The sequence below is a fragment of the Sediminibacterium sp. FW305-C-49 genome, from assembly GCF_058231085.1.
This window is the reverse complement of record NZ_JBIQXS010000001.1, coordinates 1,057,168-1,084,162: the sequence shown is the minus strand read 5'-3', so window position 1 is coordinate 1,084,162 and position 26,995 is coordinate 1,057,168. Positions and strand designations below refer to the sequence as shown.

Annotated in this window: 29 protein-coding genes; 19 read left to right on the top strand and 10 right to left on the bottom strand. The window is 41.7% G+C overall.

The window, feature by feature from the left end:
- Positions 1–44 precede the first annotated feature (44 nt).
- From ACH3Z1_RS04535 to ACH3Z1_RS04495, 9 genes are all read left to right on the top strand, one after another.
- Complete coding sequence (locus ACH3Z1_RS04535; protein WP_490820669.1) at positions 45–677, top strand: response regulator; 633 nt, start codon at positions 45–47, stop codon at positions 675–677.
- 292 nt (positions 678–969) lie between these two features.
- A complete protein-coding gene (locus ACH3Z1_RS04530; RefSeq protein ID WP_490820668.1) occupies positions 970–1,602 on the top strand; it encodes a c-type cytochrome in 633 nt (210 codons plus the stop codon).
- A gap of 10 nt (positions 1,603–1,612) precedes the next feature.
- Positions 1,613–2,434 (top strand): hypothetical protein, encoded by an 822-nt coding sequence (locus ACH3Z1_RS04525; RefSeq protein WP_490820667.1) that lies wholly within the window; start codon positions 1,613–1,615, stop codon positions 2,432–2,434.
- Positions 2,435–2,648: 214 nt separating this feature from the next.
- Positions 2,649–2,834: a hypothetical protein gene (locus ACH3Z1_RS04520; protein WP_490820666.1), complete on the top strand. Its 186-nt coding sequence runs from the start codon at positions 2,649–2,651 to the stop codon at positions 2,832–2,834.
- A gap of 128 nt (positions 2,835–2,962) precedes the next feature.
- Positions 2,963–3,562 (top strand): NifU family protein, encoded by a 600-nt coding sequence (locus ACH3Z1_RS04515; protein ID WP_490820665.1) that lies wholly within the window; start codon positions 2,963–2,965, stop codon positions 3,560–3,562.
- Between the two features lie 177 nt (positions 3,563–3,739).
- Positions 3,740–4,273, top strand: a complete 534-nt coding sequence (locus ACH3Z1_RS04510) for a DinB family protein (protein ID WP_490820664.1) — start codon at positions 3,740–3,742, stop codon at positions 4,271–4,273.
- 121 nt (positions 4,274–4,394) lie between these two features.
- Entirely contained in the window at positions 4,395–5,066 is a 672-nt protein-coding gene (locus ACH3Z1_RS04505; RefSeq protein WP_490820663.1) for a DUF4377 domain-containing protein, read from the top strand.
- Positions 5,067–5,125: 59 nt separating this feature from the next.
- On the top strand, positions 5,126–5,758 hold the full coding sequence (gene pnuC, locus ACH3Z1_RS04500) for a nicotinamide riboside transporter PnuC (RefSeq protein ID WP_490820662.1): 633 nt from the start codon (positions 5,126–5,128) through the stop codon (positions 5,756–5,758).
- Positions 5,759–5,838: 80 nt separating this feature from the next.
- Positions 5,839–6,432 carry an AAA family ATPase gene (locus ACH3Z1_RS04495; protein ID WP_490820661.1) on the top strand — a complete coding sequence of 198 codons (594 nt, stop codon included), beginning with the start codon at positions 5,839–5,841 and terminating at the stop codon, positions 6,430–6,432.
- A 1-nt stretch (position 6,433) separates the two neighbouring features.
- Here ACH3Z1_RS04495 and mtgA read toward each other — a convergent pair whose 3' ends face one another.
- From mtgA to ACH3Z1_RS04465, 6 genes are all read right to left on the bottom strand, one after another.
- Positions 6,434–7,159, bottom strand: coding sequence for a monofunctional biosynthetic peptidoglycan transglycosylase (gene mtgA, locus ACH3Z1_RS04490; RefSeq protein ID WP_490820660.1), 726 nt, complete (start codon positions 7,157–7,159; stop codon positions 6,434–6,436).
- Positions 7,160–7,177: 18 nt separating this feature from the next.
- Positions 7,178–7,738, bottom strand: a complete 561-nt coding sequence (locus ACH3Z1_RS04485) for a hypothetical protein (RefSeq protein ID WP_490820659.1) — start codon at positions 7,736–7,738, stop codon at positions 7,178–7,180.
- A gap of 53 nt (positions 7,739–7,791) precedes the next feature.
- Entirely contained in the window at positions 7,792–8,439 is a 648-nt protein-coding gene (locus ACH3Z1_RS04480) for a LysE family translocator (RefSeq protein ID WP_490820658.1), read from the bottom strand.
- 81 nt (positions 8,440–8,520) lie between these two features.
- Positions 8,521–9,141, bottom strand: coding sequence for a peptidylprolyl isomerase (locus ACH3Z1_RS04475; protein WP_490820657.1), 621 nt, complete (start codon positions 9,139–9,141; stop codon positions 8,521–8,523).
- The gene (locus ACH3Z1_RS04470; protein ID WP_490820656.1) at positions 9,141–10,673 is read right to left on the bottom strand and encodes a GH3 family acyl-acid amido synthetase; all 1,533 of its coding nucleotides are present in this window, start codon (positions 10,671–10,673) and stop codon (positions 9,141–9,143) included. The genes ACH3Z1_RS04475 and ACH3Z1_RS04470 overlap by 1 nt, the downstream gene beginning before the upstream one ends.
- 60 nt (positions 10,674–10,733) lie before the next feature.
- Positions 10,734–11,912 (bottom strand): glycosyltransferase family 2 protein, encoded by a 1,179-nt coding sequence (locus ACH3Z1_RS04465; protein WP_490820655.1) that lies wholly within the window; start codon positions 11,910–11,912, stop codon positions 10,734–10,736.
- 89 nt (positions 11,913–12,001) lie between these two features.
- Here ACH3Z1_RS04465 and ACH3Z1_RS04460 point away from each other — a divergent pair, with 89 nt between their 5' ends.
- The 4 genes from ACH3Z1_RS04460 (at position 12,002) to ACH3Z1_RS04445 (ending at position 16,118) form a co-directional block, all read left to right on the top strand.
- Entirely contained in the window at positions 12,002–12,784 is a 783-nt protein-coding gene (locus ACH3Z1_RS04460) for an inositol monophosphatase family protein (RefSeq protein ID WP_490820654.1), read from the top strand.
- A 203-nt stretch (positions 12,785–12,987) separates the two neighbouring features.
- Positions 12,988–14,022 (top strand): thiamine-phosphate kinase, encoded by a 1,035-nt coding sequence (thiL, locus tag ACH3Z1_RS04455; RefSeq protein WP_490820653.1) that lies wholly within the window; start codon positions 12,988–12,990, stop codon positions 14,020–14,022.
- A gap of 5 nt (positions 14,023–14,027) precedes the next feature.
- Positions 14,028–15,506, top strand: a complete 1,479-nt coding sequence (locus ACH3Z1_RS04450; protein ID WP_490820652.1) for a S41 family peptidase — start codon at positions 14,028–14,030, stop codon at positions 15,504–15,506.
- Between the two features lie 153 nt (positions 15,507–15,659).
- Positions 15,660–16,118, top strand: coding sequence for an SRPBCC domain-containing protein (locus ACH3Z1_RS04445; protein ID WP_490820651.1), 459 nt, complete (start codon positions 15,660–15,662; stop codon positions 16,116–16,118).
- A 38-nt stretch (positions 16,119–16,156) separates the two neighbouring features.
- Here ACH3Z1_RS04445 and nagA read toward each other — a convergent pair whose 3' ends face one another.
- The 4 genes from nagA to ACH3Z1_RS04425 all read right to left on the bottom strand — a co-directional run bounded on the left by nagA (position 16,157) and on the right by ACH3Z1_RS04425 (position 19,833).
- Positions 16,157–17,254: an N-acetylglucosamine-6-phosphate deacetylase gene (gene nagA, locus ACH3Z1_RS04440; protein ID WP_490820650.1), complete on the bottom strand. Its 1,098-nt coding sequence runs from the start codon at positions 17,252–17,254 to the stop codon at positions 16,157–16,159.
- 317 nt (positions 17,255–17,571) lie between these two features.
- A complete protein-coding gene (locus tag ACH3Z1_RS04435) occupies positions 17,572–18,366 on the bottom strand; it encodes an amidohydrolase (RefSeq protein WP_490820649.1) in 795 nt (264 codons plus the stop codon).
- Between the two features lie 14 nt (positions 18,367–18,380).
- Positions 18,381–19,316, bottom strand: a complete 936-nt coding sequence (locus ACH3Z1_RS04430) for a lipid A deacylase LpxR family protein (RefSeq protein ID WP_490820648.1) — start codon at positions 19,314–19,316, stop codon at positions 18,381–18,383.
- Between the two features lie 31 nt (positions 19,317–19,347).
- The gene (locus ACH3Z1_RS04425; RefSeq protein ID WP_490820647.1) at positions 19,348–19,833 is read right to left on the bottom strand and encodes a regulatory protein RecX; all 486 of its coding nucleotides are present in this window, start codon (positions 19,831–19,833) and stop codon (positions 19,348–19,350) included.
- A gap of 59 nt (positions 19,834–19,892) precedes the next feature.
- On the opposite strand from ACH3Z1_RS04425, the gene ACH3Z1_RS04420 reads away from it, so the two are divergent.
- The 6 genes from ACH3Z1_RS04420 to ACH3Z1_RS04395 all read left to right on the top strand — a co-directional run bounded on the left by ACH3Z1_RS04420 (position 19,893) and on the right by ACH3Z1_RS04395 (position 26,993).
- The gene (locus tag ACH3Z1_RS04420) at positions 19,893–20,309 is read left to right on the top strand and encodes a response regulator (protein WP_490820646.1); all 417 of its coding nucleotides are present in this window, start codon (positions 19,893–19,895) and stop codon (positions 20,307–20,309) included.
- A gap of 113 nt (positions 20,310–20,422) precedes the next feature.
- Positions 20,423–21,538: a DNA polymerase III subunit beta gene (gene dnaN, locus ACH3Z1_RS04415; RefSeq protein ID WP_490820645.1), complete on the top strand. Its 1,116-nt coding sequence runs from the start codon at positions 20,423–20,425 to the stop codon at positions 21,536–21,538.
- Between the two features lie 277 nt (positions 21,539–21,815).
- Positions 21,816–22,637 carry a sterol desaturase family protein gene (locus ACH3Z1_RS04410; protein ID WP_490820644.1) on the top strand — a complete coding sequence of 274 codons (822 nt, stop codon included), beginning with the start codon at positions 21,816–21,818 and terminating at the stop codon, positions 22,635–22,637.
- 145 nt (positions 22,638–22,782) lie between these two features.
- Entirely contained in the window at positions 22,783–23,511 is a 729-nt protein-coding gene (gene kdsB / locus ACH3Z1_RS04405; RefSeq protein WP_490820643.1) for a 3-deoxy-manno-octulosonate cytidylyltransferase, read from the top strand.
- A gap of 82 nt (positions 23,512–23,593) precedes the next feature.
- The gene (locus ACH3Z1_RS04400) at positions 23,594–26,572 is read left to right on the top strand and encodes a PAS domain S-box protein (RefSeq protein WP_490820642.1); all 2,979 of its coding nucleotides are present in this window, start codon (positions 23,594–23,596) and stop codon (positions 26,570–26,572) included.
- Positions 26,573–26,621: 49 nt separating this feature from the next.
- Positions 26,622–26,993: a response regulator transcription factor gene (locus tag ACH3Z1_RS04395; protein WP_490820641.1), complete on the top strand. Its 372-nt coding sequence runs from the start codon at positions 26,622–26,624 to the stop codon at positions 26,991–26,993.
- Positions 26,994–26,995 lie beyond the last annotated feature (2 nt).

The following is a 26,995-nucleotide window of genomic DNA, read 5'->3' as shown; positions in this document are numbered from 1 at the left end:
TACAAAGCACCCATCTGTTAGCTTTGTACAAGTAAAAGGACCTTATGACCAAATTATTGATTTACGAAGACAACCCCCAGTTACGTGAAGGATTGACCATGCTCATAAACGGGTCTGACGGATTTGAAGTATTATCTGCCTTTAAGAACTGTAATAATGTAGAAGATGAAGTACGGGCATTTAAACCCGATGTGATCCTGATGGATATTGATATGCCCGGCACCAATGGTATTGAAGGACTTAAAAAAATACGTGAAATAGATACGGATGTAAAGATCCTGATGCTGACCGTATTCGACGACAACAAAAATGTATTTGACGCCATCAGCAACGGCGCCAATGGCTATGTACTGAAAAAAACACCGCCTGCACGTTTACTGGAATATATACAGGAAGCGCAAACAGGCGGCGCTCCCATGACTTCTTCTATTGCCACACAGGTATTGAAAATGTTTTCATCGCTTAACAACGAAAAAGGGGAAGACTACGATCTCTCCGAGCGTGAAAAAGAGGTATTACAATTATTGGTAAACGGCTATAGCTATAAAATGATCGCTGCAGAAATGTTTATAGCCATTGATACGGTTCGCTCCCATATCAAAAAAATCTACGAGAAACTACATGTGAACAGTAAGAGTGAAGCAGTAGCGAAGGCATTCAGGAATAAGATTGTTTAGGACGGACAGGGAAGTCAGAAAGAAAATATCTTTCTGTAGGGTTCACCACTATCTATCGCAATTTTCTTTGGACATTCGGTCTTTTCCGACTTTCGGACTACCCGATCCCGTTCTTTCAGACTAAAATCAACCTCCTTCGCCATTCACCATTCCTCCTGCACCTCTCACCCCTCTCATCCTCCCCTCATCCCAACCACATTTTTGTGTGATAGTTTGCAGGCTTTTGCGGGTTTATGTTTGTCTCTGAATCGAAATAGAACCGATTTCAGAGAAATACCATAATAACAACAACATGACACTAAAAAACAAAACCCTTCAGTTGACAATCGTCGTATTGTCGATTATGGCCACTGTAGCAGCCTGCAGTGAAGCAGGGAGCAACCAGACAGAAACCAAAAAAGAAGACATCACCGAATTCCGCAAAAAAGAGAAAGCAGAACTCATTGCCCGTGGAAAATACCTTGTAACCGTATCGGGATGCAACGATTGTCATTCACCCAAAATCATGACCCCAATGGGCCCTGTTCCGGATACCACCAGACTGATGTCGGGTTATCCATCTGAAAAAGGCATCCCAACATTGAGTGAAGCATTGGCAAAAGACCAGAGCTGGGTAAAAATGTCGCACGATATCACTGCTTTTGCAGGACCATGGGGTATGACATTTGGCGCCAACCTTACACCTGATGCAACAACAGGTATTGGTAACTGGACGGAAGATGTATTCATTAAAACCATCCGTACCGGTAAGCACCTGGGTCAGGAAGGGGGTCGCCCGGTAATGCCGCCCATGCCATGGTATATGGTGGCTAAAATGACAGATGAAGATTTGAGTTCGGTGTATCATTACCTGATGTCGTTACCTGCCATCAGCAATCGAGTACCCGCGCCAATTCCACCAACTGAAATTAAAGTAGTTAAATAGAAAGCTGAATATGAAAACAAGTTGGAGAAAAATAAGCAAAGCAATAGCCGGTTTATTAACCGTTATGTTATTGATCGTTGGCTGTACCAAAGAGTTTGATCCGGATGTACCCGTTGATCCCGGTACACCTAATAACCTGAAAAAACTGAGCAAGATCAGTTATGATGATGGCAGTTATTTAGCCATTCTCTACAATGCAGCAGGAAAGCCTTCCAAGATAACCAGTGTTGTAAAAACCAGTAATGGTGATGATACCAATGTGTATCTGCTTACCTATAACGGCGATAAGCTGGTGGACATGGCTCTAAACGATGGAACAAAATATAAATACACTTACACAGGTGCCGACATTACCAAAGTAGAAGTGGTAACGCCCAATAATGTGGTGATTGCTTACTACGAATACACATACAAAGAAGGCCGCTTATGGAGAACGGATATTTATAGCAGTTTTGGTGGACCGATCGGCACCACTCCTGGTATGCGTTTTGAGGTGGATTACTATAGCAATGGTAATATTAAAACCATGAGTACCTGGTACAAAGATTATACGAGTGGGGTTTTGGAAAAAACAGATGTGTATGAGATAGATACCTACGACAATAAACGCAATACAAGTTTATTGTTTGAAAACAATCCTTATCTCCCTTCATTGGTGGCCATTCCCAATAATCCATTAACCGAAAAGCATTACGATAAAATGGGACAACAATATGCTTCGGTAACACATACATATACCTATGATGACCTGGGTAATCCAGTAAAACGCAAAACAGTTATCAAAGAAACAGGAATGCCTGATGATGTATCTGAAACCACATTTCAGTATTAATAATTTGATTTTCAATTAATTATATCATTTATATCCTATCTAAGCTAACCCCGACGCTACCGTCGGGGTTCTTTATGTGGTTTTAAAACCGGCAAAAACATGCATTTCACATGTTTGTGTGGTTGCAAAACGGCATAAACAGGAATACTTTTGTCGGGTAATTAAAATAGATATGAAAGCAGCATTACAAAATTTGGTACTTTACTTGCTCTGCATGGCAAGTGTTGTATTGGCTGCCCCCAACCAATCAACCCTGTGCACGCAGTCATCTGGCAGAGCTTCTGTGAGTACATTTTCGCTTCCCCGTTCGGTGGAACGTCCTGTTTTTACCCAGGCAAAAGAGCGGGTAGGAAGAGACGCTTCTATTCTGGAGGGATCTACCAGATTTGAGCTCTGGTAAGTATTTCAGGTTTTCGATATCCGAAAAAAGCCCCCCGCTGATATCCTGAAAACCTTCCCATGCCCCCGCTTTTGATTATTTTTGTACAGCGATAAGTATTAGCTTACCGATTGTTAAAAGAATATTGTATGATCAAAACAGGTAATCCCGTTATCAGTATTTATACGGAAATGACCCCGAATCCGGAAACCATGAAGTTTGTGGCCAACAAACTCCTGTACCCCGGTAAAAGCATCGATTTTGCAGAAGAAGCACTGGCGGGCCCCTCACCATTGGCAAAGGAACTATTCAGCTTTCCTTTTATCAGGAGTGTGTTTATCGCCAGCAACTTTGTAACACTGACGAAAACCGCAGATACCGAAGACTGGCAGGACGTAATTCCTACCATCAAAGAGTTTTTGAAAGAATACCTTGAAAATGGTGGTGTGGTCGTGAATGAGGAAGAAGTGGCCAAAGTAAAACAGGAGGCCAGCAATACCGTTAGTGCCGATGATGATGATATCGTGAAAAGAGTAAAAGAACTGCTGGAAAACTATGTAAAACCTGCTGTAGAAATGGATGGTGGTGCCATACAGTTTAAAAGCTATAATGAAGGCGTGGTGAATCTGATGCTTCAGGGAAGTTGCAGCGGATGCCCTTCATCCATGATTACCCTGAAAGCGGGTATTGAAGGAATGATGAAACGCATGATACCCGAAGTAAAAGAAGTGGTGGCGGAGGCTGAATAAAATATTGTGTTTGGTTTTTTTAAGGCGTTGTATTCTAATGGATACAACGCTTTTTTATTGTAATCGGCAACGGCAGGGTAAAGTCTATAAATCTTATGATCTAAAAAGCCACTTTGTACAAGCAAAGCCCAACATCATTTATATTTGTCTGGTTCCAAACCCTGCAAATTATAATACATGGAGAAAGAAGCAATGATTGCGTTGCTGCAACAGAACTATGCGCAACTGATAGAACAGGTTTCTCGACTAGATGATCGTGCATTAGTGTATGCTCCCTCCGAAAAATGGAACGCACTACAACAGGTAGATCACCTTATCAAGAGCGTTGCGCCTGTAAACATGGCATTCGGGCTTCCTTCATTTATACTTAGCTGGCGTTTTGGGTTGGCCAACCGGCCTTCCAGAAGCTATGATGCATTGGTTGACCGCTACCATATTAAACTGCAGGCAGGTGGAAGAGCATCTGCCCCCTTTATTCCAGCCCCCGTTATTACAGTTGCAGACAAAGAAAAATTATTGCAGCAGTTGGATAAACTAACCAGACAACTTGTTCGCCGTACGAATAAATACAAAGAGTTCGCATTAGATAAATATATATTACCACACCCCCTGCTGGGTATGATAACCCTTCGCGAAATGATCTATTTTACCGCCTACCATGCATCTCATCATGGAAAAAGTATCCAGCATGGACTTATTTCGCTTGTATAACGGTCTTCCAGACCAGCAATACTCAATAAAATGAATTGTTTCTGCGTTTTAGCTAAGAGAATCTGTTAAAAGAAGCCAAGGGCATCGCTTATGGTATGCTGTTTGCTAATATTGGGTTATAATGAAGACGAAGCTCACCATATTTTTATTCTTCTGTATTTCTTCACTGGCAGCACAGCGTATGACTTTTTATGTGGCCGATACAAAAGCAGACTGTTATGGCGTGAGCAGCAAACCCTGTTTACAGGTAAAGGAAAAACCAGGAGAACCCTATGCTTTGTTTTATTCAGGCATCGACGGTTTTGCATATGAAGAAGGGTACAACTATAAACTCGAAATCATGCGGGTAAAAAGAGAAAATCCACCCGCAGATGCATCGGCGTATACTTATTACCTGATTAAAGTGCTTAGTAAAGAAAGGTCGAAGACCTATGTGCAGAAAACCATTCCGATACCCGACCAGGTAGCATTACCTCTGGCAAGGATCAGCAAAAATGGAAAAATGGAACTCGTAAGCGGTAACAGTATTCCGGATATTTTATTTGATAAAAGAACCGGAAAAATATCGGGCAAAGCAGGCTGTAACCGTTATTTCGGGAAAGTAGTAATTGAGAACGGACGATTATTTATATCGGGGGTAGGTTCTACTCAAATGGCCTGCATGAATAAGCAGATGGAATCACTCTATTTAAAACATCTTTCCGTTGTAAACCGTTACCAGTTTAACAGCGGTATATTACAACTATACAAGGACCAGGAATTACTCCTGCAGTTTACCATCCCCGAAAATTAAAACAGCACTGCGGCCCTCTTTCGAACAGATTAACGGTTGAATCTGTATTTTGCTGTACCATGATGAGTTTCCAGGAAATAATCGATCAGTTTATCAGCGGTATTCAGCAAACCGGCCCTCTCGAATTTATTGCCGTGATAGCAGGCATTGCCAGCGTATGGTTCAGCAGGAAAGAACATATACTGGTGTATCCTGTCGGACTCATCAACACCATCATTTATATCTACCTCAGCATAAAAGGTCAACTATTCGGCGAAGCAAGTGTAAACTTTTATTATTCAGTCATGAGTGTGTACGGCTGGATACTCTGGACTCAAAAAGATGTCCATACAAAAACACTGGTACTGCATATTACAAATAGCTCAAGAAAGGAATGGATACAACAGTTGGCTTTCTTCGGTACTTTCTACCTGTTGATTTTTGGATTACTCACCTGGCTGCAGAAAGGGTTTGCCCCCGAAGCCATTCCCTTGGCCGATGCATTTGCCAGCGCTTCTGCCTATACAGGCATGTGGCTGATGGCGAGAAAAAAAACAGAAAGCTGGATCTGGTGGATTGCAACAAATATGGCATCTATTCCGTTGTATTTTGTCAAAGGCTATGTTTTTACAAGCGTTCAGTTTTTCATCTTACTAATCCTCGCAATTGCGGGTTTAGTTGAATGGAAAAAACGCGCCCGAAATTTTAGTTAATCTATTTCAGTGTATTCTGTGCCCTCAGTGGCAAATAATATTGCCACTGAGGGCACAGAAGAACACAGAATCAATATCGAATGATTCATAAAATCGTAATACTAGGACCAGAGTCGACCGGCAAAAGCACACTGTGCGAATTGCTGGCACAGCATTACAACACACAGTGGTGCCCTGAATTTGCGCGTGAATATTTGGTAACAAATGGAATGAATTATACTTACGAAGACCTGCTCACCATTGCAAAGGGGCAATTGGCACTTGAGGCAGAATATGAGGCTATGGTCCACGGTCCATGGTCCATGGTCGAAGGGCTATGGATCAACACTAAAACACTTCGCTCACAAAAACATGCACCTCTTTTATTTATTGATACCGATATGTACGTGATGAAAGTATGGTGCGAATACGTATTCCAGCAATGCCATCATTTTATTCTGGATCAAATCGTGAAAAGACCTGTTGATCTTTACCTGCTTTGCAAACCCGATCTTCCCTGGACACCTGATGTATTAAGAGAATACCCCGATGAAAAACCAAGACAGGAACTCTATCATATTTACCGCGATATTATGATCAACCAGCAAACGACATGGGTAGAAATATCGGGTGATTATGATGAACGTTTACAACAAGCCATTGTAGCTGTTGAAAAAATGATTGCTTCAACCTGAACTATTTTGATTTTAACAACTGTTGCAGGTCTTCATCATCTTCAATATTCTGCATCTGTTTTAATATCTGCGGGTAACGCCATGCAACACGACGGCTCATCGGTTTGGGTAAAAACTTCTTTGGGTTGGGTAAACTGGCAATAATCATGGCCGCTTCTGCACGCGATAGTTTGGCCGCCGGTTTGCCAAAATATTTTCTGGATGCAGCTTCTACACCAAAAACACCAGGACCCATTTCAATTACATTGAGGTATACTTCCAGGATACGCTGTTTGCCCCAGATCCATTCAATCATTTTGGTAAAATACAACTCGGGCACTTTTCTTATGTAGCGTGTAATACCACCACCCTGCCAGAGAAAAACATTCTTGGCTGTTTGTTGCGTAATCGTACTGGCGCCACCGCCCAAAGGAATTTTTGTTTTCTTGCCTTTCTTTCTGGGTTTCATACTTCTCTCAATGGCATCCCAGTCAAAACCACCATGATCAGGAAAAGTCTGGTCCTCGCTGGCAATGGCTGCCAGTTTAATATTATAAGGAAGGTTATTCCATGAAATATAATCACGCTTCAACCCATAAGAAAAACTATTGGATACCTGTGTAATCGTAATGGGAGGCATGATCCATCGGCAAATAATGATATAAGCAAGAGAGGTGAGAAATAGCCACAAACAGGTACGCCAGGTAAAACGCCAGATTCTTTTTGCGAGGGATTGTTTTTGTGTCATGAAGGAACAAGATACTATTTAACCTTTTTGCCCGGAAATGATCTGCATAGAATATTTCTTTCCCATGCGGACATAAGATTTGTATTTGAGCGATTGCAGATGGCCCAATAAAAAAACACCTGCAGCAATACCGATGTTTCGAAGATTATGTGTAGCAAAAACAGCTTCTCCGCTCTCGAGACTATTGAATAGGTTGAGAAAAGTATAACCGGCACTGCCGATTTTTAACAAGGAACCATTGGTAAACATACCGCTCTTATAACGATTACCAGGCATACCAATGATTTCCGACACATGAATACCCATTAACCCAAACCAGGAAGTATCAACGGTAGGAAAACCAAACTGGTTGGGTATCTGCCGCGTGATATAACAGTTCACAAAAATGGAATCATTGGCTATGCGTTTGATCTTTCCGTCCAGCCATTGAGTAGTTACATACTGGAAGTGAATAAAATCGTCCTTCACCCAACTCTGTATATTCTGGTTTTTCTTTTTGAACACAAGTACATCAGACTGTGCCCATGTATGAAGATGGAAAAAAGAGGAAACAACGAACAGCAGCAGTACTGGTCTCATGTAACGGAAAGATAAAAAGGAAATGGATGATTTTCTTTAAGCCTTTGTTAAACCTATTTGCCCAGTGCTAAAACACCCCAGCAAAGTGCCACACCAAAACCAATCAGGATAAGGCCGGATAGTTTATTGATAAAGTGAAGATTTTTTGCATTGAGCCGTGAGCGTAATTTTCCGGCTAATACCACTTTCGCAATATCTGTCAGCAATACAAATACGAGGCAGGTAGTAAAAACAATAAAACGATATTCACCAGGGTGCGCAGCCGTTTGAGAATCGGTCATGATGAGGGCTGTCCAGGCAAACCAGAAAAGAAAAACACCCGGGTTGAGCATATTCATAAAATACCCGGAAAGAAAAATGGCGGCATAATCTCTTTTTCTGAAATTTTTAATGGCGAGCTTATTCTCTTCGTCTACATGTACTTTTTTAAAGAACAGGGTATAAATACCCACTGCAATCAAAAAAATGCTACCGGCAACAGCAATAGGCGTTTTGTAGGAAAGAGCCATATTAAACAAACTGGTAAAAAAATTGCAGACCAGTACCAATGTAATATCACTGGCCGAAACACCCGCCACAAAAAGATAGCCAGCTTTGTGACCGTTGTTGATACTTTGCTTGATGATCGCAAATATTACAGGGCCTACAGAAATACTGAGAATAACACCCAGTATCAATCCTTTTATCAGCGGAGCTATCATTATTCAGTGTTCATTAGGTTGTGCACCTAAAATAAGCGGATAATTTTAAAAAACAGCCGCTGTTTTGATTAGCGGAAGAACTCACCGGATAATTTTTGCAGAGAGAATCATATCCAGTCCCGGATAATGCTCAAATAAATAGGCATTACCATGCAGGTAGATCGAGTCCTGAAACGTAGCCACTTTCCTTCCATATTCGCCATTAAGCTTCAGCAGCACATTCCAGCCTTTGATTACTTTTCCAATGGGTGTAAATCCTTTCACGCCCTCACGAACGGTGGTGTCGAGCGAGGGGTTATCTTTCAGGTTGATGAAAAGCTGAGTGGCCCTGCTATTGGGCAGGTTACGTACAAAAGCAACGATTCCTTTTTTATGTGGCTGTAACACAGGTTCATCTTTGAGTTTTCTGGTATGCCAGAAATAATTCGTTTCAAAATCATCCGAAATACCAAACTGTGCTACATAATTCGGTTCCACCCGGAAGAAAGCATTGAAATTGTAATAACCGGTGAGAACGAGTTGATACAAACGATCTACACCCAGTGGCGACCATCTCCTGTAGGCTTCCAGGATAAAATTACCCTTTGTCGTTCTGAACAACACCTGGAAACTCTCGGGGGCTTTTCTTTTTAAGATAAGCGGATTGGGCTGTGCACCTGCATGGAGTGAAACGAGTAACAATAAAAAGAAAAAATATTTCATCAGGATACCAGTTCTTTTTTTAGGAATGCCTGCCAGTCTTCGAGCATCTTTCCTTTTAATACACGTGGAAATTTATGCTGACCGCCTACTTTTCCTTTTGAACGCATAAATTCCATGAACTGTTCTTCTGTGAGTACATCAAGCAGTACTTCTTTGAGTGCGCTTTTACGTTCAACGGCATAATCATCGTTCAGTTCTTTCAGCTTATCATCAATTAAACGAACCAGTTGTTTTTTATCCACCTCATCGTTGCAGGCTACAAACCAGTGATGCGCAAAGAAACTGTCGTATGGCACACCGGCCACTGTAAATTCAGGAATACAGATATTCATCTGCTCACTGGCTATCTGAATGGCTTTGTTCATATTGTCGACACTCAGGTGCTCTCCCACAAGACTGAGAAAATGTTTGGTACGGCCTGTGATGACAATTTCGCATTTCTCTTTGTCAACAAAACGAAGTGTATCGCCAATCATATAACGCCAGGCACCTGCAGACGTGCTAATGAGTAATGCATAATCTTTTCCTTCCTCTACTTCATGAATCATGAGTGCTTCCGGATTATCAATCATATCACCATTCACATCAAAATTCTTATCATCAAACGGAACGAACTCCATGAAAATATGTTCACTTGTTACCAGTTTCATGCCTTTTGCAAACTGGCGGTCCTGGTAAGCAATAAAACCTTCACTGGCCAGATAGGTTTCAATATAAGTGATGGGTTTGCCGAGTAATTTTTCGAATCCTTTTTTATACGGTTCAAAGCTTACGCCACCATGTACAAAGAAGGCAAGGTTGGGCCACATTTCGTGAATATTGTTGAGCTTGTAACGCTCAATCACCATTTCCATACACATCTGAATCCAGGCAGGAACACCTACGAGGAAACCGATATCCCATTCAGGCGCTTTGTCAACAATTTCTTCCAGTTTTTTATTCCAGTCTTTCTGTTTGGCAATTTTTTTCCCGGGTTTATAAAAAGGCTGAAACCAGAAAGGTGCTTTTTTCTGTGTAATACCACTTAGGTCACCTGCATAATAACCAGGACCTTCTTTCTGCAAATCGGTACTGCCACCCAGGGTGAGCCATCCCTTACCAATAGAACTGTAGGGAATATTTTCATAAGTACGCAGACTCAGCAGTTGTTTGATCATTACGATCTTGTTACCACTCAGCAGGTCGTTGGTAACGGGAATATATTTACTGGCTGCTTCACTCGTACCACTGCTCAATGCATAATAACGGATCTTACCCGGCCAGCAGATATCGGGAATACCTTCCAGCGTTTTATGCCACCACTCTTTGTGTATCTTATTGTAATTATAAGTAGGTACCAACTCCTGGAATTTTTTCCCGGGGTGTTTTGATAACAAAATTTCATCAAAACGAAATTGCTGACCAAAAGAAGTAAACCTCGCCTTACGCAATAGTTTTTTTAATACCCTGATCTGTTGTCTGCGCGGATTGTTCTGCGGCAGCCTCAATGCTTTAAGAATACGGTTAGGCAATTTTATATCAAGGATAGACATCGTTAGACTCCTAATTAATTGAATATACGAAACTACAGCAAAAGCGCTAAAACTATTGTATCAGTTGTTAAAAGGCAATGATTCAGACCCCGAAAAGACAAACCGGAAAAACAATCCTTTTTGACGTTGCATAATTTGTGTGGCTTCCTGTAAAGAAAGATCGGGTATACCAATAATCAGTTGTTTGATCAGGTGTTGCTGACACAATAAACTAAGTTCTGTCAGCCGACCCATTTCTAATGCATTGGTTTCGTTAACACTTATACAACCTTTAATAATGTCAGCCTGTGCTCTTTCTGCAAGAATGGCCATGGCCTGGTTATACGCCTGACTATTACCAACAAAAAAAGCTGTTCCGGGTCTGTTTAACATGGATAAAACAGAATGGGGCGGAAAGAGCCATTTCCGGAATGAAGCCATCCACTGTGTGATAAAAATAAAAGGACCAAGTAACCAACCCGCTTTATAATGTTTGTTGACAAATAAACGCATGGCGGTATAAAAAAGATGATTCTGTTTTTGTGTTCGGTTGTGCGAACTCTGTCCTTTATAATGAATAATAACAACATCACCGAGGTAATAAATGGAGTGTCCCAGTTGTTGAATGCGTACCGACAGATCAACATCTTCTCCGTACATAAAAAAATCGGTATCGAAACCCTGTAGCTGTTCCAGTATATTTTTTCTCACCATCATAAAAGCGCCGGCCAGCACATCAACGCGGTGTTGCCCGTAAACAGTTAGATGTCCGAGTGCATAGCCGTTAAATAAGGCAGAACGTGGAAACAAGGAAGCCACGCCTGTTAATTTAAAAATACTATTGGCGAGTGAGGGTCTTGCTCTTTTGCTTTCGGGCAGGTATTTGCCAAAACCATTAATCATTCTTACCCCAACGGCAGCACAATGATCGTGTTGTTTTAAGAAGTTTACACAATGCGCAAGCGTATTTTCCGGAACAAGGGTATCGGGGTTCAGGAAAAGTACATAACGTCCCTTTGCAGAACTTAAGCCAAGATTATTGGCCCTGGCAAAACCTGTATTCTCGGCAGATCGTATAAAATGCACATCCGGAAACAGGGGGCTCAATTGTTCGATACTGTTATCTGCTGAAGCATTGTCGACCACAATAATTTCACCCGAAACCGGTTGCAGGGCGGTCTTCACACTGATAAGACACTGTTCCAGGAAAACGGGCACCCGATAGTTTACTATGATAACACTTAAGTCCAGGGAATTCATTTATCCTGCAATAATAAGCAGCTTTACCGACCCATGTATCCTGAACCTTGCTCCTTGGTCTTAACCACAGGTTCGTTACTTTTGTGCCTATGTTGAAGCAAACACTCATCAAAGCAACCGAAGCCGGCGCTGCGGAATTACAGCGGTTTTTTAATGGTCAGTTCAAGATCAGCAATAAAGAAGGTATCAATAACCTGGTAACCGAAGCCGATCATGCGGCCGAGAAAGCCATTTTTGAGGTCATCAGACAAGACTTCCCCGATCATTTTATATTAAGTGAAGAAACAGGAGAAATTGTACAGGACTCTTCTTATAAATGGATCATTGACCCGATTGACGGAACGGTAAATTTTGCCAATGGTATTCCCATCTGCTGTGTAAGCATTGGTATTGAACAGGACGGACAGATGATATTGGGAGCGGTATACAATCCTTTTATCAACGAATTTTTCTTTGCGCAAAAAGGTTTTGGTGCTACACTGAACGATAAGAAAATTCAGGTAAGTGATAAAACAGAAGTCATCAAAAGCTGCCTGGTAACAGGGTTTCCTTATACCTATCTCGATATGGCGAATGGTCCATTACAGGTATTTGAAAAACTCATCAGAAAAGGTGTACCGGTAAGAAGACTGGGTAGTGCTGCGATTGATCTCTGCTGGGTAGCTGCCGGTCGTTTCGACGGTTTCTATGAACACAAATTGCAGGCCTGGGATAGCGCAGCCGGATTTTTAATGGTGGAAGAAGCAGGTGGTAAAGTAACAGATTTTAATGGCGATACCTATTCTCCCTACCAGCCACACATCATTGCTACCAATGGAAAAATACACGATGAACTGGTGGCAATTGTAAATGGCGCTCCGGTTGGGGAATGAAGAATATAGAATATTGACTAATGAATTTCGAAGTTGGACTTTCGACATTGGTTATTCGATATTTATTATTGCTCCCGACCTTTGAAAAAATGTGGTAAGAAATTTTTGGAACAGTAGAACAGAGAAATATCCAATATTGTCCAAAGAATCCCCTCGGGGAATTTCGAAATTGGACATTGGATATTCATTATTCAATATTAATTATGAGTGAAACAAGAACAGAAATACAAAACCTTGGTGAGTTTGGTTTAATCGATCATCTCACACGCAATTTTGAAACACATAATGCTTCTACCATACTTGGCGTGGGCGATGATGCAGCGGTAATAGATCATTTTGGTAAACAAACCGTTATTTCAACGGACCTCTTACTGGAGGGTATTCATTTCGATCTCATGTACACACCGCTCAAACACCTCGGGTATAAAGCGGTGATGGTAAACCTGAGCGATATCTATGCCATGAATGCCACACCCACGCAAATTACGGTGAGCATTGGCATGAGTAACCGCTTTAGTGTGGAAGCCATAAACGAATTATATGACGGTATTCATATTGCCTGCGAAAAACATGGGGTTGATTTAATTGGTGGCGATACTTCTACTTCTCAGAAAGGACTGATTATATCTGTAACTGCCATTGGTGAAGTAACACCTGACCAGTTCGTGAAAAGAAGCACGGCTTCAAAAGGCGATCTGATTTGTGTAAGCGGCGACCTCGGTGGAGCTTTCCTGGGCTTGACTTTAATGGAAAGAGAGAAGAAAATTTATTTAGAAAATCCACAGGTACAACCCGATCTGGAGAATGAAAGTTATATCGTAGGCAGGTTATTAAAACCGGAAGCGAGAAAAGATATCATTGCATTTTTTGAAACCAACAAAATCATACCCACCGCCATGATGGATGTGAGCGATGGTATCAGCAGTGATGTGTTACACCTCTGTAAACAAAGCAACCTGGGCTGTCGTATTTATGAAGAGAAATTGCCGATTGCAGATGACAGCAGGAAAGCCGCTTTTAAATTCGGTCTCGACCCAACTGTTTGTGCGCTGAATGGCGGAGAAGATTATGAACTGATTTTTACGCTGAAACAGGAGGATCATGATAAAATTACACTGAACGAAGAGATCAGTGTAATAGGTTATATGACCGAACTGGAAGAAGGTTGTAAATTACTTACCAAAGGAGGCAACAGTTTTAATATTACTGCACAGGGCTGGAATGCTTTTCAGCAATAACACTTATGAAGACAGCCCGCATCATTGTATCCATTCTTGTATTAACGACAGGTTTGTTGAAACAAACTGATGCCCAGCGTCTTCCGCCACCCTTACCCAAAATGGCTCCGGCACCACTGGTAAAAGATATCGTGTTGCTGAAAAAAATACTGGAAGCCAATCACCCCAGTCTGTATTGGTATACATCGAAAGACAGCATGGATTATTATTTCCGTGAAACCATGGCGGGTATTACCGATTCATTGAATGAGAACGACTACAAAAACAGATTATCGAAACTGATTGCACACATCAAATGCGGACATACCACCGTTCGTTTTTCAAAAGCCTATGGAAAGGTAGCGGCCATGTATCGATACCCGCAGTTTCCGCTTGCGCTTAAAGCCTGGGATGATAGTCTGGTGGTATTGGGAAGCGCTTACCGCAACGACAGTATTTTTAAAAGAGGCACCATCGTAACAGCTATCAACCAGCGAACACCCGTGCAGTTGCTCGATACCATGTACCAGTATATCAGCACCGATGGTTATGGGGTAAATCATAAAAGCCAGATCATCAGTGGTAATTTCCCCGGTTGGTATAAAACCATTTTAGGTGATGCCGATTCCATCTATACCATTCGTTATATTGATTCAACCGGTGTAGAAAAAGAAACCACGGTGAAAGCATACAGACCTATTGTAGATACAAGCAGACAAAGGGTACAAGAAACAAGGGGACTAAGGTTAACAAGAAGAGAAATACGACAACTCAACCTGCTCAATAAAAGAAGCATGGTAATTGATACCGCAGCAAGTACTGCATTTATCAGGCTCACCACATTTACTGGTGGCAGATTAAAAAGTTTTTTCAGGAGATCATTTAAAACACTCTCTAAACTATCCATACAAAATCTGGTGATCGATCTACGGGAGAATGGTGGCGGCAATGTAAGCAACAGTATCAGGCTCACTCAGTATTTGGCAGATAAGCCTTTTAAAGTAGGTGATACGGTAGCGGCCATCAGCCGGAAATTTGAGTATGGCCGTTATATTAAACCAACTCTGATTTACTGGATGGCGATGAATTTTGGCGCACGAAAAGAAAAAGATGGCAGGATACATTACAGAAGATATGAGCGGCATTATTATGACCCCAAAGAAAACAACCATTTCAACGGAAAATTATATTTAATACAGGGCGGTTATACTTTTTCTGCCGCCACCATGTTTATTGCCCAGCTACAGGGGCAGGCCAATGTAAAGGTTTTGGGAGAGGAAACAGGCGGTGGCTATTATGGTAATTCAGCTATGCATATTCCTAAAATTACTTTGCCCAATTCTGGTATTGTAGTGAGTTTACCCATGTACCGGCTGGTGATGGACAAAGACCGCCCCAAAGGTCGCGGCATCATACCCGATACCATGATCAAACCCTCATCGCAGGCCATTCGGGAAGGGTATGATATTAAGATAAAGGAAGTGAGGAAGATGATAGGGTTATAGCCTATGGACCATCGACTACAAACTAGTATTCCCCTCCATTGCTTCCCATTCTCATCGCTTATTTTTATCTTTCCTATGTGTAAGCGGGCGCAGGGTTTCTCCTGCCTCGGACAAGCCGCACAAGATAAACACCATAACAAAAAGTAAAACAGCATGAAAAAATTACAATTCAAAATAAGCATTCATGCACATGTACATAAAGTTTATGATTTGATGCTTGGCATGAGCAATAAGTCAACCTATGAACAGTGGACAGCCATGTTTAACCCCACATCTACCTATGAGGGAAGCTGGGAGAAAGGCGACAAAATATTATTTGTAGGAACAGATGAGAAAGGCGAAAAAGGAGGCATGGTTTCTGAAATAGCGGAGAACATACCCAACCAGTTTGTCTCCATCCGGCATAAAGGTATTTTAACAGGCGGTAAAGAAATAACAGAAGGCCCTGAAGTGGAACAATGGTCGGGTGCGTTGGAAAATTATTTGTTTGATGAAAACAAGGGCGTTACTGTAGTTACGGTTGAGCTGGACACAACAGAAGATTTTGTAGACTATATGAACGAACACTATCCGAAAGCGCTGAATAAGTTGAAGGAAATATGTGAGGGATAGTCCACGGTTTATGGTCTATTAACTATTAGCTCTCCCCCTCACTCATCCACCACCTTCAACACTTCTAAAGTTTCAGTAAGTCCTACCATCGCCACATTATACCCCTTCTCAATTCTTCCTGTTCTATGTGAAAGACCCATTACCTGTGCCGGATATAAACTGCACATACGCAATGCTTCATCAGAAGGAATATGTGCTTTTTGTACGAGGTTGCGGGCACAGCCGGCCATATTAAGTGCGGAGCCGCTGAGGGTGCCATTCGATTCGTATTTATCGCCATTGAGCTGGTGCGGATAAGGTCCGGCTGTGGTCGTGGTAACAGCATCGGTTATGGCGAATAGTCTTTCATTCAGCTGTTTTTTTGCAATACGGATGGACGCAAAATCTACATGATAACCATCGGGTACAATACTGCACATCACTGTTTCATGGTCGAAGATGGCGCCTACCAGTCCGGGCTCACGGTGTTGCAGGGCACTCATGGCATTAAACAAATGTGTGGCTGTTGGAATACCATTGTTAAAAGCATCGATACCCTGCTGGTAAGTGGCATTGCTATGACCCGCAGAAATAACAATACCATAGGAGCGGATCAGGTTGATGATTTCAGTGGAACAGGTTTCAGGTGCAAGGGTAATCATGCTGATGATGCCTTTGCCATATTCAAGTAAAGCGGTTACTTCCTCAACCGTAGGAACATGAATAAACTCTTCCAGATGCGCCCCTCTTTTTACCGGATTGATCCAGGGGCCTTCAATATGCAAACCGATACAACCCCTGCCTCCGCTTTTCTGATACGCCGCTACGGCATCAATGGCTTTTTTAAACACATCGTAACTATTGGTGGCCACCGTAGGCTGAAAATAAGCGGCACCACCTTCCCTGCAATAATTGTATAACAATTCGAGCGAAGCAGGGTCAGGATATACTGACAGCAACCGGTCGTAAGCACCATAAATCTGAATATCCATAAATGCAGGTGCAATAATGGGAAACTGTGCCGTATAGGGCTCATGTATCACTTTTGCCGGAACAATATCTATAATGGCACTTCTTTCTGTAACAACAACCTGTTGTTCCAGCCAGCGGCTACCGGTGAATAAACGATTGGCGAAATAGGTATTGCGCTCGCGCATAAAGTTTTCTTATTTTTTTGATCAATCCTGCTTCAATTCATTTTTCGCTCCAGGCCGCTGGGCCTCGTGCCTGTGTCCGGGCTGCATTGGCCTCTGATCAGATCTGCTGCGCACAATCTGATCTGTCATCGCTGCGCTCGACACCGAACCCAATGAGGCCCTTCCACATGCACTGGTAAAGAGTAGCGGTATAAACATACTCAAACTCATAAACCTTTTTAGAAAGAGGGCAATAATGTCCAATATCAAATGTCCAATGTCCAACTTCGAAATTCAATATTGGATATTTCTCTGTTTTTCTGTTTTCTCCCTCTCTCCTAGTCTTGTGCTATATAGAAATTGTCCGCGTCTTTCCAGAAAGGAAATTTTGTTCTCACGTCATCCACTGTTTCTTTCTGAAGCGTAATCGTGAAAATATCTTCTTCATGTTCTTTGTGATACAATGCTTCACCCAATGGATCAATCACCATGCTGTTGCCGCTATGGTAAATATTGTTTCCATCATTACCCACCCTGTTCACACCTAATACAAATGCCTGGTTTTCGATGGCGCGTGCGGTGAGTAGGGTTTTCCAGGCATGACTCCTGCGCTCGGGCCAGTTGGCTACATAGATGAGTGCATCAAACTCAGGTCCGTCAGCGCTGCTCTGCTGACGCGCCCATACAGGGAAACGCAGGTCATAACAGATCTGCAGGTTAATCTTCCATCCCTTCACCTGTGCAATCAGGCGTTTATTACCCGCCGAATAATGCTCGTCTTCACCTGCAAAAGCAAAACGGTGTCGTTTATCGTAAAAGCCTAGTTCACCATTCGGTAATACCCATACTAAGCGGTTGTAAAAATTGTCGCCATCCTGTATGATCAAACTACCGGTGAGAACAATTTTCTTTTGGGCTGCCATCTGTTTCATCCACTGAATGGAAGCTCCATCCATGGTTTCGGCGAGTTGTGCAGGACGCATACTGAATCCTGTACTGAACATTTCGGGCAGCACAACGATCTCTGTTTTTTCAGTGATGCGGTTGATCTTCTCCTCAAACATGTTGAGGTTGGCTGTTTTGTCTTCCCAGAAAAGTGATGACTGAATAATAGAAAAACGAAGCGTCGACATAACTGCAAGTTAACCTAAAACATACGAAAGCTCATTTGTAAGGACCCATAGTTTTGTGCCTGTAACTGACTGCTGGCTTCTTTCGATTGATGAATGAGTTCAATACGGCTGCTGAACCGGTTGTTGGCAAAACAAATACCCCAGCGTTGTTCAAATACCCATGTTTCAGGATCGGCCAGTATGGCCCCGTTTCCTTTATGTAGCAAACCACCTTGTACAGTGGCATTGTATGCCTGTGCCATAACCGATGGATACACATACATAAATAGTTCCATTTTCTTTTTGGGCGCAGCATAACCCGAACTCACCCTGGTATTAAAAAGCGCAGAACTTTTGTTGCTTTCATATGAACCAATACAAAGAAGGGCCCCTGCCCTTGCATGGGTAAAATGTGTGCCCAGTGTTGCTTCCGCCATCGGAACCACTTTAAATAAGTCCTGGTAATTAAACAGTGTTTGTATAAAAGAAGCATGCGCATTGAGGCCTATATCATTTCTTACCTGGTATTTCCATCCTTCAAAACGTTTGAAACCAAATAATTTATGGTAACTGTTTTGGAGTGCTTCACCCAGCGAAGCATTACCCACCACACCTAAGCTGCCACCCCATTGAAACAGCGCATCATTTTTATAACTGTTCAATGCTATATAGCGTGCAAAAAGATAACCACAATAGGGGCGGTCAATTTCATTGCCTGTTTCTGCTTTTCTGGAAGACGGTGTGAATATTTTTTGTCCGATTTCAAAACTGTGAATTTTTTTTCGCAGGCTGGTAGTATCGGCGATGCGGAAGTTGAGAAAAACACCATTGGTATAATAAGCGTCTTTTACCTGTAAAAGAAAAGCATCGTTATCTGAAGTAAATGAAAATTCCCTGCGCAGCACCTGGCCCTGTTGTGCAAAACAATAATGCACGAACAGCCAGCAGACAATCGTTGACAATAACTTCATCAGGGGTAAACTTTCTTTAACTAAGATAAAATTATTCTTTTACCGAATGCCGAATTTGTTCGATGGCTTCCTGTATAAGGGAGGATTCATATCCTTTTTGCAGCAGGTATTGTGTGGTCTTTGCCCGGCGGTTGAGGTGCTGTTCATTTTTTAACATACGCCATTTGTTTTGTGCCAGTTTCAACAAAACATGCCTGTAATCATCCTCATCAATTTCTTTTAAGGCAGATTTAATATTTGCTGTACTGATTCTTTTCTGCTTTAATTCATAAACAATTTTTACCCTGCCCCACTTTTTTAACCGGAAATGCCCACCGGCAAATTGTGTGGCGAAACGGGCTTCATTCAGGTAATCTTCTTCAATTAAGCGGCTGATGAGTAGATCAACATCGGTTTTGCGTAGACCAAAGCCAAACAGTTTTTCGTTCACTTCATAATGGCTGCGTTCCTGGTAGGCACAATAGTGCCTGATTTTTTGCCAGGCCTGTTCAGGGTTGAGTTTACTGCGAAGTGTCATGCAGACAATAATTTGATATATTATTAGTTATATTTGTTCGTACACCTGAACCCGTTTTCATGAGCCTTGTTCAACACTCCGTTTGTTTGATTGATGATGATAAAATCTATCAGTTCACAGCCAAAAAAATGCTGGAAGCAACTGGTATGACAAAATCTATCCAGTCTTTCTACGACGGTAGTGAAGCACTTGCTTTTTTCACGGGTGAAAATAGCAAGGATGAAGCGAATTTACCCGACGTGATTTTTCTGGACATCAATATGCCTGTGATGAATGGCTGGGAGTTCCTGGAAGAATATGAAAAACTCTGTAGCCGCTTTTCTAAAACGATGTCGCTCTATGTGGTAAGTTCTTCTGTAGATGATGCGGATATTCGTCGCTCACGCCAGTTTGGCTCCGTTACAGACTATATTGTGAAGCCTATTACCCGGATGCGTTACCAGGAATTGCTGGAAGGCATTCGTCCTGTTTCCTGATCCAATTCACAACTGATTCACATTGTTGTTTTTTTCCCGGCCACTACAGGCAATTTTGGTTACGGAATGTTAACATTTTGCCTTAGGTTTGTTGCGTACCTAAATTCCGTAGAATGAAATTTATTGTTTCTTCCTCTTCTCTCTTAAAACACCTGCAGCAGATCAGCGGTGTGATTAATGCGAATACGGTGTTACCGATTCTGGAGGATTTTTTATTTGAAATACAGGACAAAAAACTGAATGTAGTAGCCACCGATCTCGAAACCGTCATGCGTGTTCAGATGGATGTGGAAAGTAAGGCAAACGGAAAGGTTTGTATTCCGGCAAAAATACTGATGGATTCTTTAAAAAACATTGCAGATCAACCACTTACGTTTAATATTGATAAGAATTTTGCCATCGAAATCACCAGCGATAATGGTAAGTATAAAGTAATGGGGGAAAACCCCGATAACTTCCCCAAAGAACCCGCTGCCGATGATACCACCGGTTTTGAAATGACCAGCAGTGGTTTATTGACCGCTATCAACAAAACCCTGTTTGCCGTAAGTAATGATGACCTCAGACCTGCCATGACAGGTGTGTTTTTTGAACTGTCTAAAGACGGCGTTCAGTTTGTGGCTACCGATGCGCACCGACTCGTAAAATACAAGCGTACCGATGCAAAAGCATCTAAAACAGATTCATTCATCGTTCCCAAAAAACCATTGAACCTGTTAAAAAATGCGTTGCCCGATAATGATGATGCCATTACCGTAAGCTATAACAGCAACCATCTTTTTGTAAACCACGGGTCTACACAAATGATCTGTAGACTGATTGATGCCCGTTTCCCGGATTATAAAGTGGTGATTCCGGCCGACAATCCCTATAAGCTTGTGGTAAACAAATCTGATTTTCAGAATGCTTTACGTCGTGTAAACGTATTCAGTAATAAAAGTACCAATCAGGTGGCTTTGAGCATTACCGGCAGTGAATTACAGATGGCCGCACAGGATATCGATTTCAGTTTTGAAGGAAATGAAAGAATGAATTGCCAGTATGATGGTGAAGACCTTCAGATAGCTTTCAACGCAAAATTCCTGATTGAAATGCTGAGTGCTGCTGATACAGAAGATGTAAAAATGGAGCTGTCTACACCCACCAAAGCCGGTTTAATTAAACCAACCGAACAGGCAGAAGGCGAAGACCTGCTGATGCTGGTAATGCCTTTGATGCTGAATAACTAAGCTTCTATACCTACCTATAAAAAAGCCCCGGCAGTGATGTTCGGGGTTTTTTATTGGGGAGCAAGTCTGGAAGTCCGAAAGATTTACTAAACCGCCTTCGTGTAACTCCGTGCCTTACTCAGTGCAACTTCGTGGTTAACCACAGAGGTAAAGGAGTAAAGCACGGAGTTACACAGAGGTCTTAGAAGTATTCAAACCCTCTTCCGGACTTTCGGTCTTCCCGACTTCCAGCCTACACAATTAATTTGTACATTGAATCAACAATTGCCTGTCTGTTATGATCGAAAACATCATTCAATATTTCAGCACCATTCCCAGTTTACACCGGGCGCTGATACTTGCCGGCGGAATTACTTTTTTCTGGCTGATAGAAGGTGCCATACCCTTATTCGGTTTTCACTATAATAAATGGAAACATGCATCCATCAATATCTTCTTTACCATTACCACCATCGTCATCAATTTTGCTTTTGCTGTATTAATTGTTCAATCGAGCGACTGGGCAGTGGCCAATGGCTTTGGTTTGTTGCAATGGCTCCATGTAAACGACTGGTTGTTCTTGCTACTTGGTCTCCTGTTACTTGATCTCGTTGGTGCCTGGTTTATTCATTTTATTGAACACAAAATTAAATGGATGTGGAAGTTTCACATGGTTCATCATGCCGATACGCATGTAGATACTACTACGGCTAATCGGCATCACCCCGGTGAAAGTGTGTTCAGGGCTGTATTTACAACAATTGGTGTTGTATTGTGCGGAGCACCTATGTGGCTGGTGATGTTATACCAGAGTATGAGTGCCGTACTGTCGCAATTCAATCATGCCAATATCCGTTTACCCTTATGGCTCGATAAAGCCATCAGTTGGGTCATTGTTTCGCCCGATATGCATAAAGTACATCACCATTATGTAAGACCACAAACTGATTCCAATTATGGAAATATTTTTTCTATCTGGGATCGCCTCTTTGGTACTTTCAATTATACCCCCGTTGAGCAGTTGCGTTATGGACTCGATGTACTCGATGATAGCACCGATGAAAATTTAACCTACCAGTTAAAGATACCCTTCGATACTAAGGTGAAAACAGACTATTAAAACAGAGAAATAAGGAACAGAGAAACAGAGGAATGTCCAAAGTGGGTGTTCTCTTACCTTCACTTTCTCATTCCTTATTCCTTATTTCTCCGTTCCTCTGTTTTTTATTGATTACATAAACCGCATCTTTGCTCAAATTTGGTTCATGAAAATTGCGGCTTTTATTCCTGCACGTTATGCTGCCACCCGTTTTCCGGCAAAACTCATGCAAATGCTGGGTCCGAAAACAGTGATCAGACATACCTATGATAATACGGTATCAACAGGTTTGTTTGATGATGTATATGTGGTTACCGATAGTGATATTATTTTCCAGGAAATAACTACGCATGGTGGTAATGCCATCATGAGTAAAAAAACACATGAAAGTGGCAGTGACCGTATTGCGGAAGCAGTAGCTGATCTTGATATCGACATTGTGGTAAATGTGCAGGGAGATGAACCCTTTGTAAAACCGGAGCCACTGAAACAATTATTAGCCGTATTCAATGGCGAGGCAGGAAAAAAAGTGCAGGTAGCATCGTTGATGCAGGTGCTGAAAGAAAAACAGTTTATTGAAGACCCCAACTATGTAAAAGTAGCAGTTGACAGAAACTACAATGCATTGATGTTTTCAAGAAGTATATTGCCTTATCCACGCAGTACAGAAGTGCCGGTAACTTATTATGAGCATATCGGCGTTTATGCTTTTCGTAAACAGCCTTTACTCGATTTTACCCACTGGCCTGTTACGCCACTGGAAGCAGCCGAAAAAATTGAATGCCTTCGCTACCTCGAATATGGTGTTGCAATAAAAATGGTGGTAACTGATTATATGGGTGTGGAAATTGATACACCTGAAGACCTTGAAAGGGCCAGCAGGATGCTAAGCTGAAAAAGGGCTTAAAACCATGCAACAGTGGGTAGCAAAACCTATCTTTACAATACCCCGGTCTTTACCCATAACTGATTGAAGCATGAGTACTTCCCTAAAGAGCAAGGCACCTAAAATGTATGGCAGGGTACGTTGGTTATTCTTTTTCTCCGTTCTTACCCTGGTTTTTCTTGGCGGGGTGTTATACCAACAACAAAAAGACCTTTCGCAGGCCAGCTATTGGTTGAACCATACTTATTCTATCCTGAAAGAAGTGGCACAGTTGAAATCATCTGTGGCAAGGGCCGAGTCTTCTACACGAAATTTTATTCTCTCAAAAGATACTGCCTGGAAAACACAGATACTGAAAATTCAGGCCGAATCGGAACAGTATACCCGGCAACTGGAAAAGCGTTTCAAAAAAGATACGGCTTTTTCGGTTGATCAACTGGAGTCTGTAAAGGATCTGATAGCCAATAAAAGTTCCTTCCAGTTAAGTGTACTACAAGGTAAAGAGACAAGCGAAGACATCCGGGAAAGAGTAGGATACAGCGGTGAGGGCACACAGTATTCGCAGGCTATTTATAAAATACTCGATGGCATGACGGCTGTCGGAGAAAAATTACTGGTTACACGTGCTACTGCAAATGAACGAAGTTCTTCGAGTATCGGATACACATCATTGATTGGTGGTATAATTGCTTTTATTGTGGTATTTATTCTCATCATTCAATTAAACAGGGATGTAAGGCTTAGAAAAAAAGCAGAAGAAAGTGTTGGTTACAGCGATGAAAAATACCGGCACATCATTGAAAACGCCAGCGTGGTAATGTATACCACCGACGAAAATGGTACCATCACATTTGCCAACAACCAGGTAGCAGATTTAACAGGTTATACAGTAGACGAATTGATCGGCAAAGATTTTTCGTTTTTGCTGCACCCCTCCTGGTTACAACAGGTATTTAATCATTATACCAACCAGTTTCAGCATAGAATTCCATCTACCACACTTGAGTTTATTACCAGAACCAAAAGCGGTCAGCAAAAATGGGTGGAGCAAACGGCGCAATTGCTGATGAAAGATGATCATGTACTGGGCTATCAGTGTATGGTTAAAGATATTACTGAGAAGAAAAAAATAGAACTGGAGCTTAAAGAATCGGAACAGCGCAGAAATGAAAACCAGTTGCGACTGGAAGCTATTCTGGAAAATACCACATCGCTCATCTTTATTAAAAACCTCGACGGTCGGTATATCATGATCAACAGAAGATTCAAGGATGTGATGGGTGTTACGGATGAAATGGTGATCAATAAAACCGATTATGATTTCAGCGAAAAAGAAACAGCCGATCATTATAAACGACTCGATGATGAAGTCACCAGCACACGCAAACCCGTTGAATCGGAAGAATGGGTATATGGTCCGGAAGGAAGAAAAAATTTACTGGTGATCAAGTTTCCTTTGATTGATCACAGAAGAAAAATTTTTGGTATCGGTGGGATAGCCACGGATATTACCGACAGGGTATTGTATCAGCAAAAATTAATTGAAGCAAGGAAAAATGCAGAAGAAGCCAAACAGATGCAGGAGCAGTTTCTGGCCAATATGAGTCATGAAATACGCACACCGATGAATGGCATACAGGGTATGACCAACCTGCTGATGCAAACAGAACTCAACAGCCAGCAAAAAGAGTTTACCGGTATGATTAAACGATCGGTGAATAACCTGTTGGTGATTGTAAATGATATACTTGATTATTCAAAGATTAAAGCTGGCAAACTAACCATCGACAAAACAGCATTCAGTATCAGAGAAGTACTGAATAATGTTAAAGCACAGTTTGAGCACGAAGTATCCAGAAAGGAACTACAACTACTGATAGACTATGAAACAGGTGTGCCCGAAACAGTTTTGGGTGATCCTTACAGGTTGAATCAGGTTTTGGTAAATGTAGTGGGTAATGCCATTAAGTTTACGGTAGCAGGTGAAGTACGTATAAAAGTAGAACAGTTAAACCCGCAGGATAACAAGTCAAATTTTGTATTTACAGTTTCAGATACAGGAATCGGCATACCTCAAGATAAAACCGATATCATTTTTGATGCATTTACACAGGCCGGACCAGATATTGCCCGTAATTATGGTGGTGCTGGTTTGGGATTGGCTATTTGTAAAGGCTTGGTAGAATTACAGCAGGGTAGTATTTCGGTATCAAACATACCCGGAGGAGGATCTGTCTTTTCAATAAACCTTTCTTATGAGGTACCGGTACAGGAAACAAATGATACGGTAACAGATGAATCATTGTTGCTGAAAGGAAAACATTTTTTAGTAGTGGAAGACAATGAGGTGAACCAGAAGCTGGTTTCTTATGTATTGAAAAAAGTAGGGGGTGCTGTAGATATTGCGAATAATGGAAGAATGGCCATTGACTTACTGGAAAATAAAACAGTGAATTATGACCTTATTATCATGGATATACAGATGCCAGTAATGGATGGATATGAGGCAACAGAATATATACGAACTGTATTACAATTGAAGACGCCCATTATTGCTATGACAGCCACAGCCCTGAAGGGCGACCAGGAAAGGGCAGAACAGGTGGGTATGAATGAATTTATGTTGAAGCCTTTTGATTTTAACGATCTGTATAAAAGACTGGTTAAACTGCTTTCCACCAAAAAAGAATCCATCACCGAAAATATTACTACTATGAGTGGTGAAAAATTATATAACCTTTCACTCCTGGAAGGATTAGATGATAAAGAATCATTACTGGATGTATTGAACCTCTTTCTTGAAAATACACCCAACCAGATCAAAGAACTATCGGCACTGGGTACAACAGACCAATATGATGATATATACAAACTAGCCCATAAATTAAAGGGGGCATTGGCCATGTTACAGGCATCAAGTATCTCTGAGTTGTTGGGCCGCATTGAAGCCGATGCCAGGGAAAGAAAAGAGACGGATGCCATACAGGATAAAATAACACAAGTGTCTCGTCTTTTTGATCAGATGCAAACGCAATTATTGGCGGAAAAGGATCAGATCATGGGTCAATAAGAGAAAACACGTACTTTTAAATACAATATCTATAACAGCCAGACTGAATATGAAAATTCTTGTTGCAGAAGATGAACCCATGTTATTGAAAACCATTGAGCTAAAGCTGAAGAAGGAAGGGTATGAGGTAATTACAACACATGATGGACGGGAAGCCATCGCTAAAATTGAAGAGTTTGCTCCTGATCTGGTGATATCTGATATTATGATGCCCTATGCTTCCGGTCTGGAAATAACAGCACTATTAAAAAAGAACAGGGAAAAACAAATACCTATTATTATTTTATCTGCTATGGAACAGGAAAAAGTAGTAATGGAAGCGTTTGAGCTGGGGGCCGATGATTATATTACAAAACCTTTTAGCCTGAACGAATTATCTATCCGGGTAAAAAGACTGATGGCCCGTTCGGGAAAATCCTGATC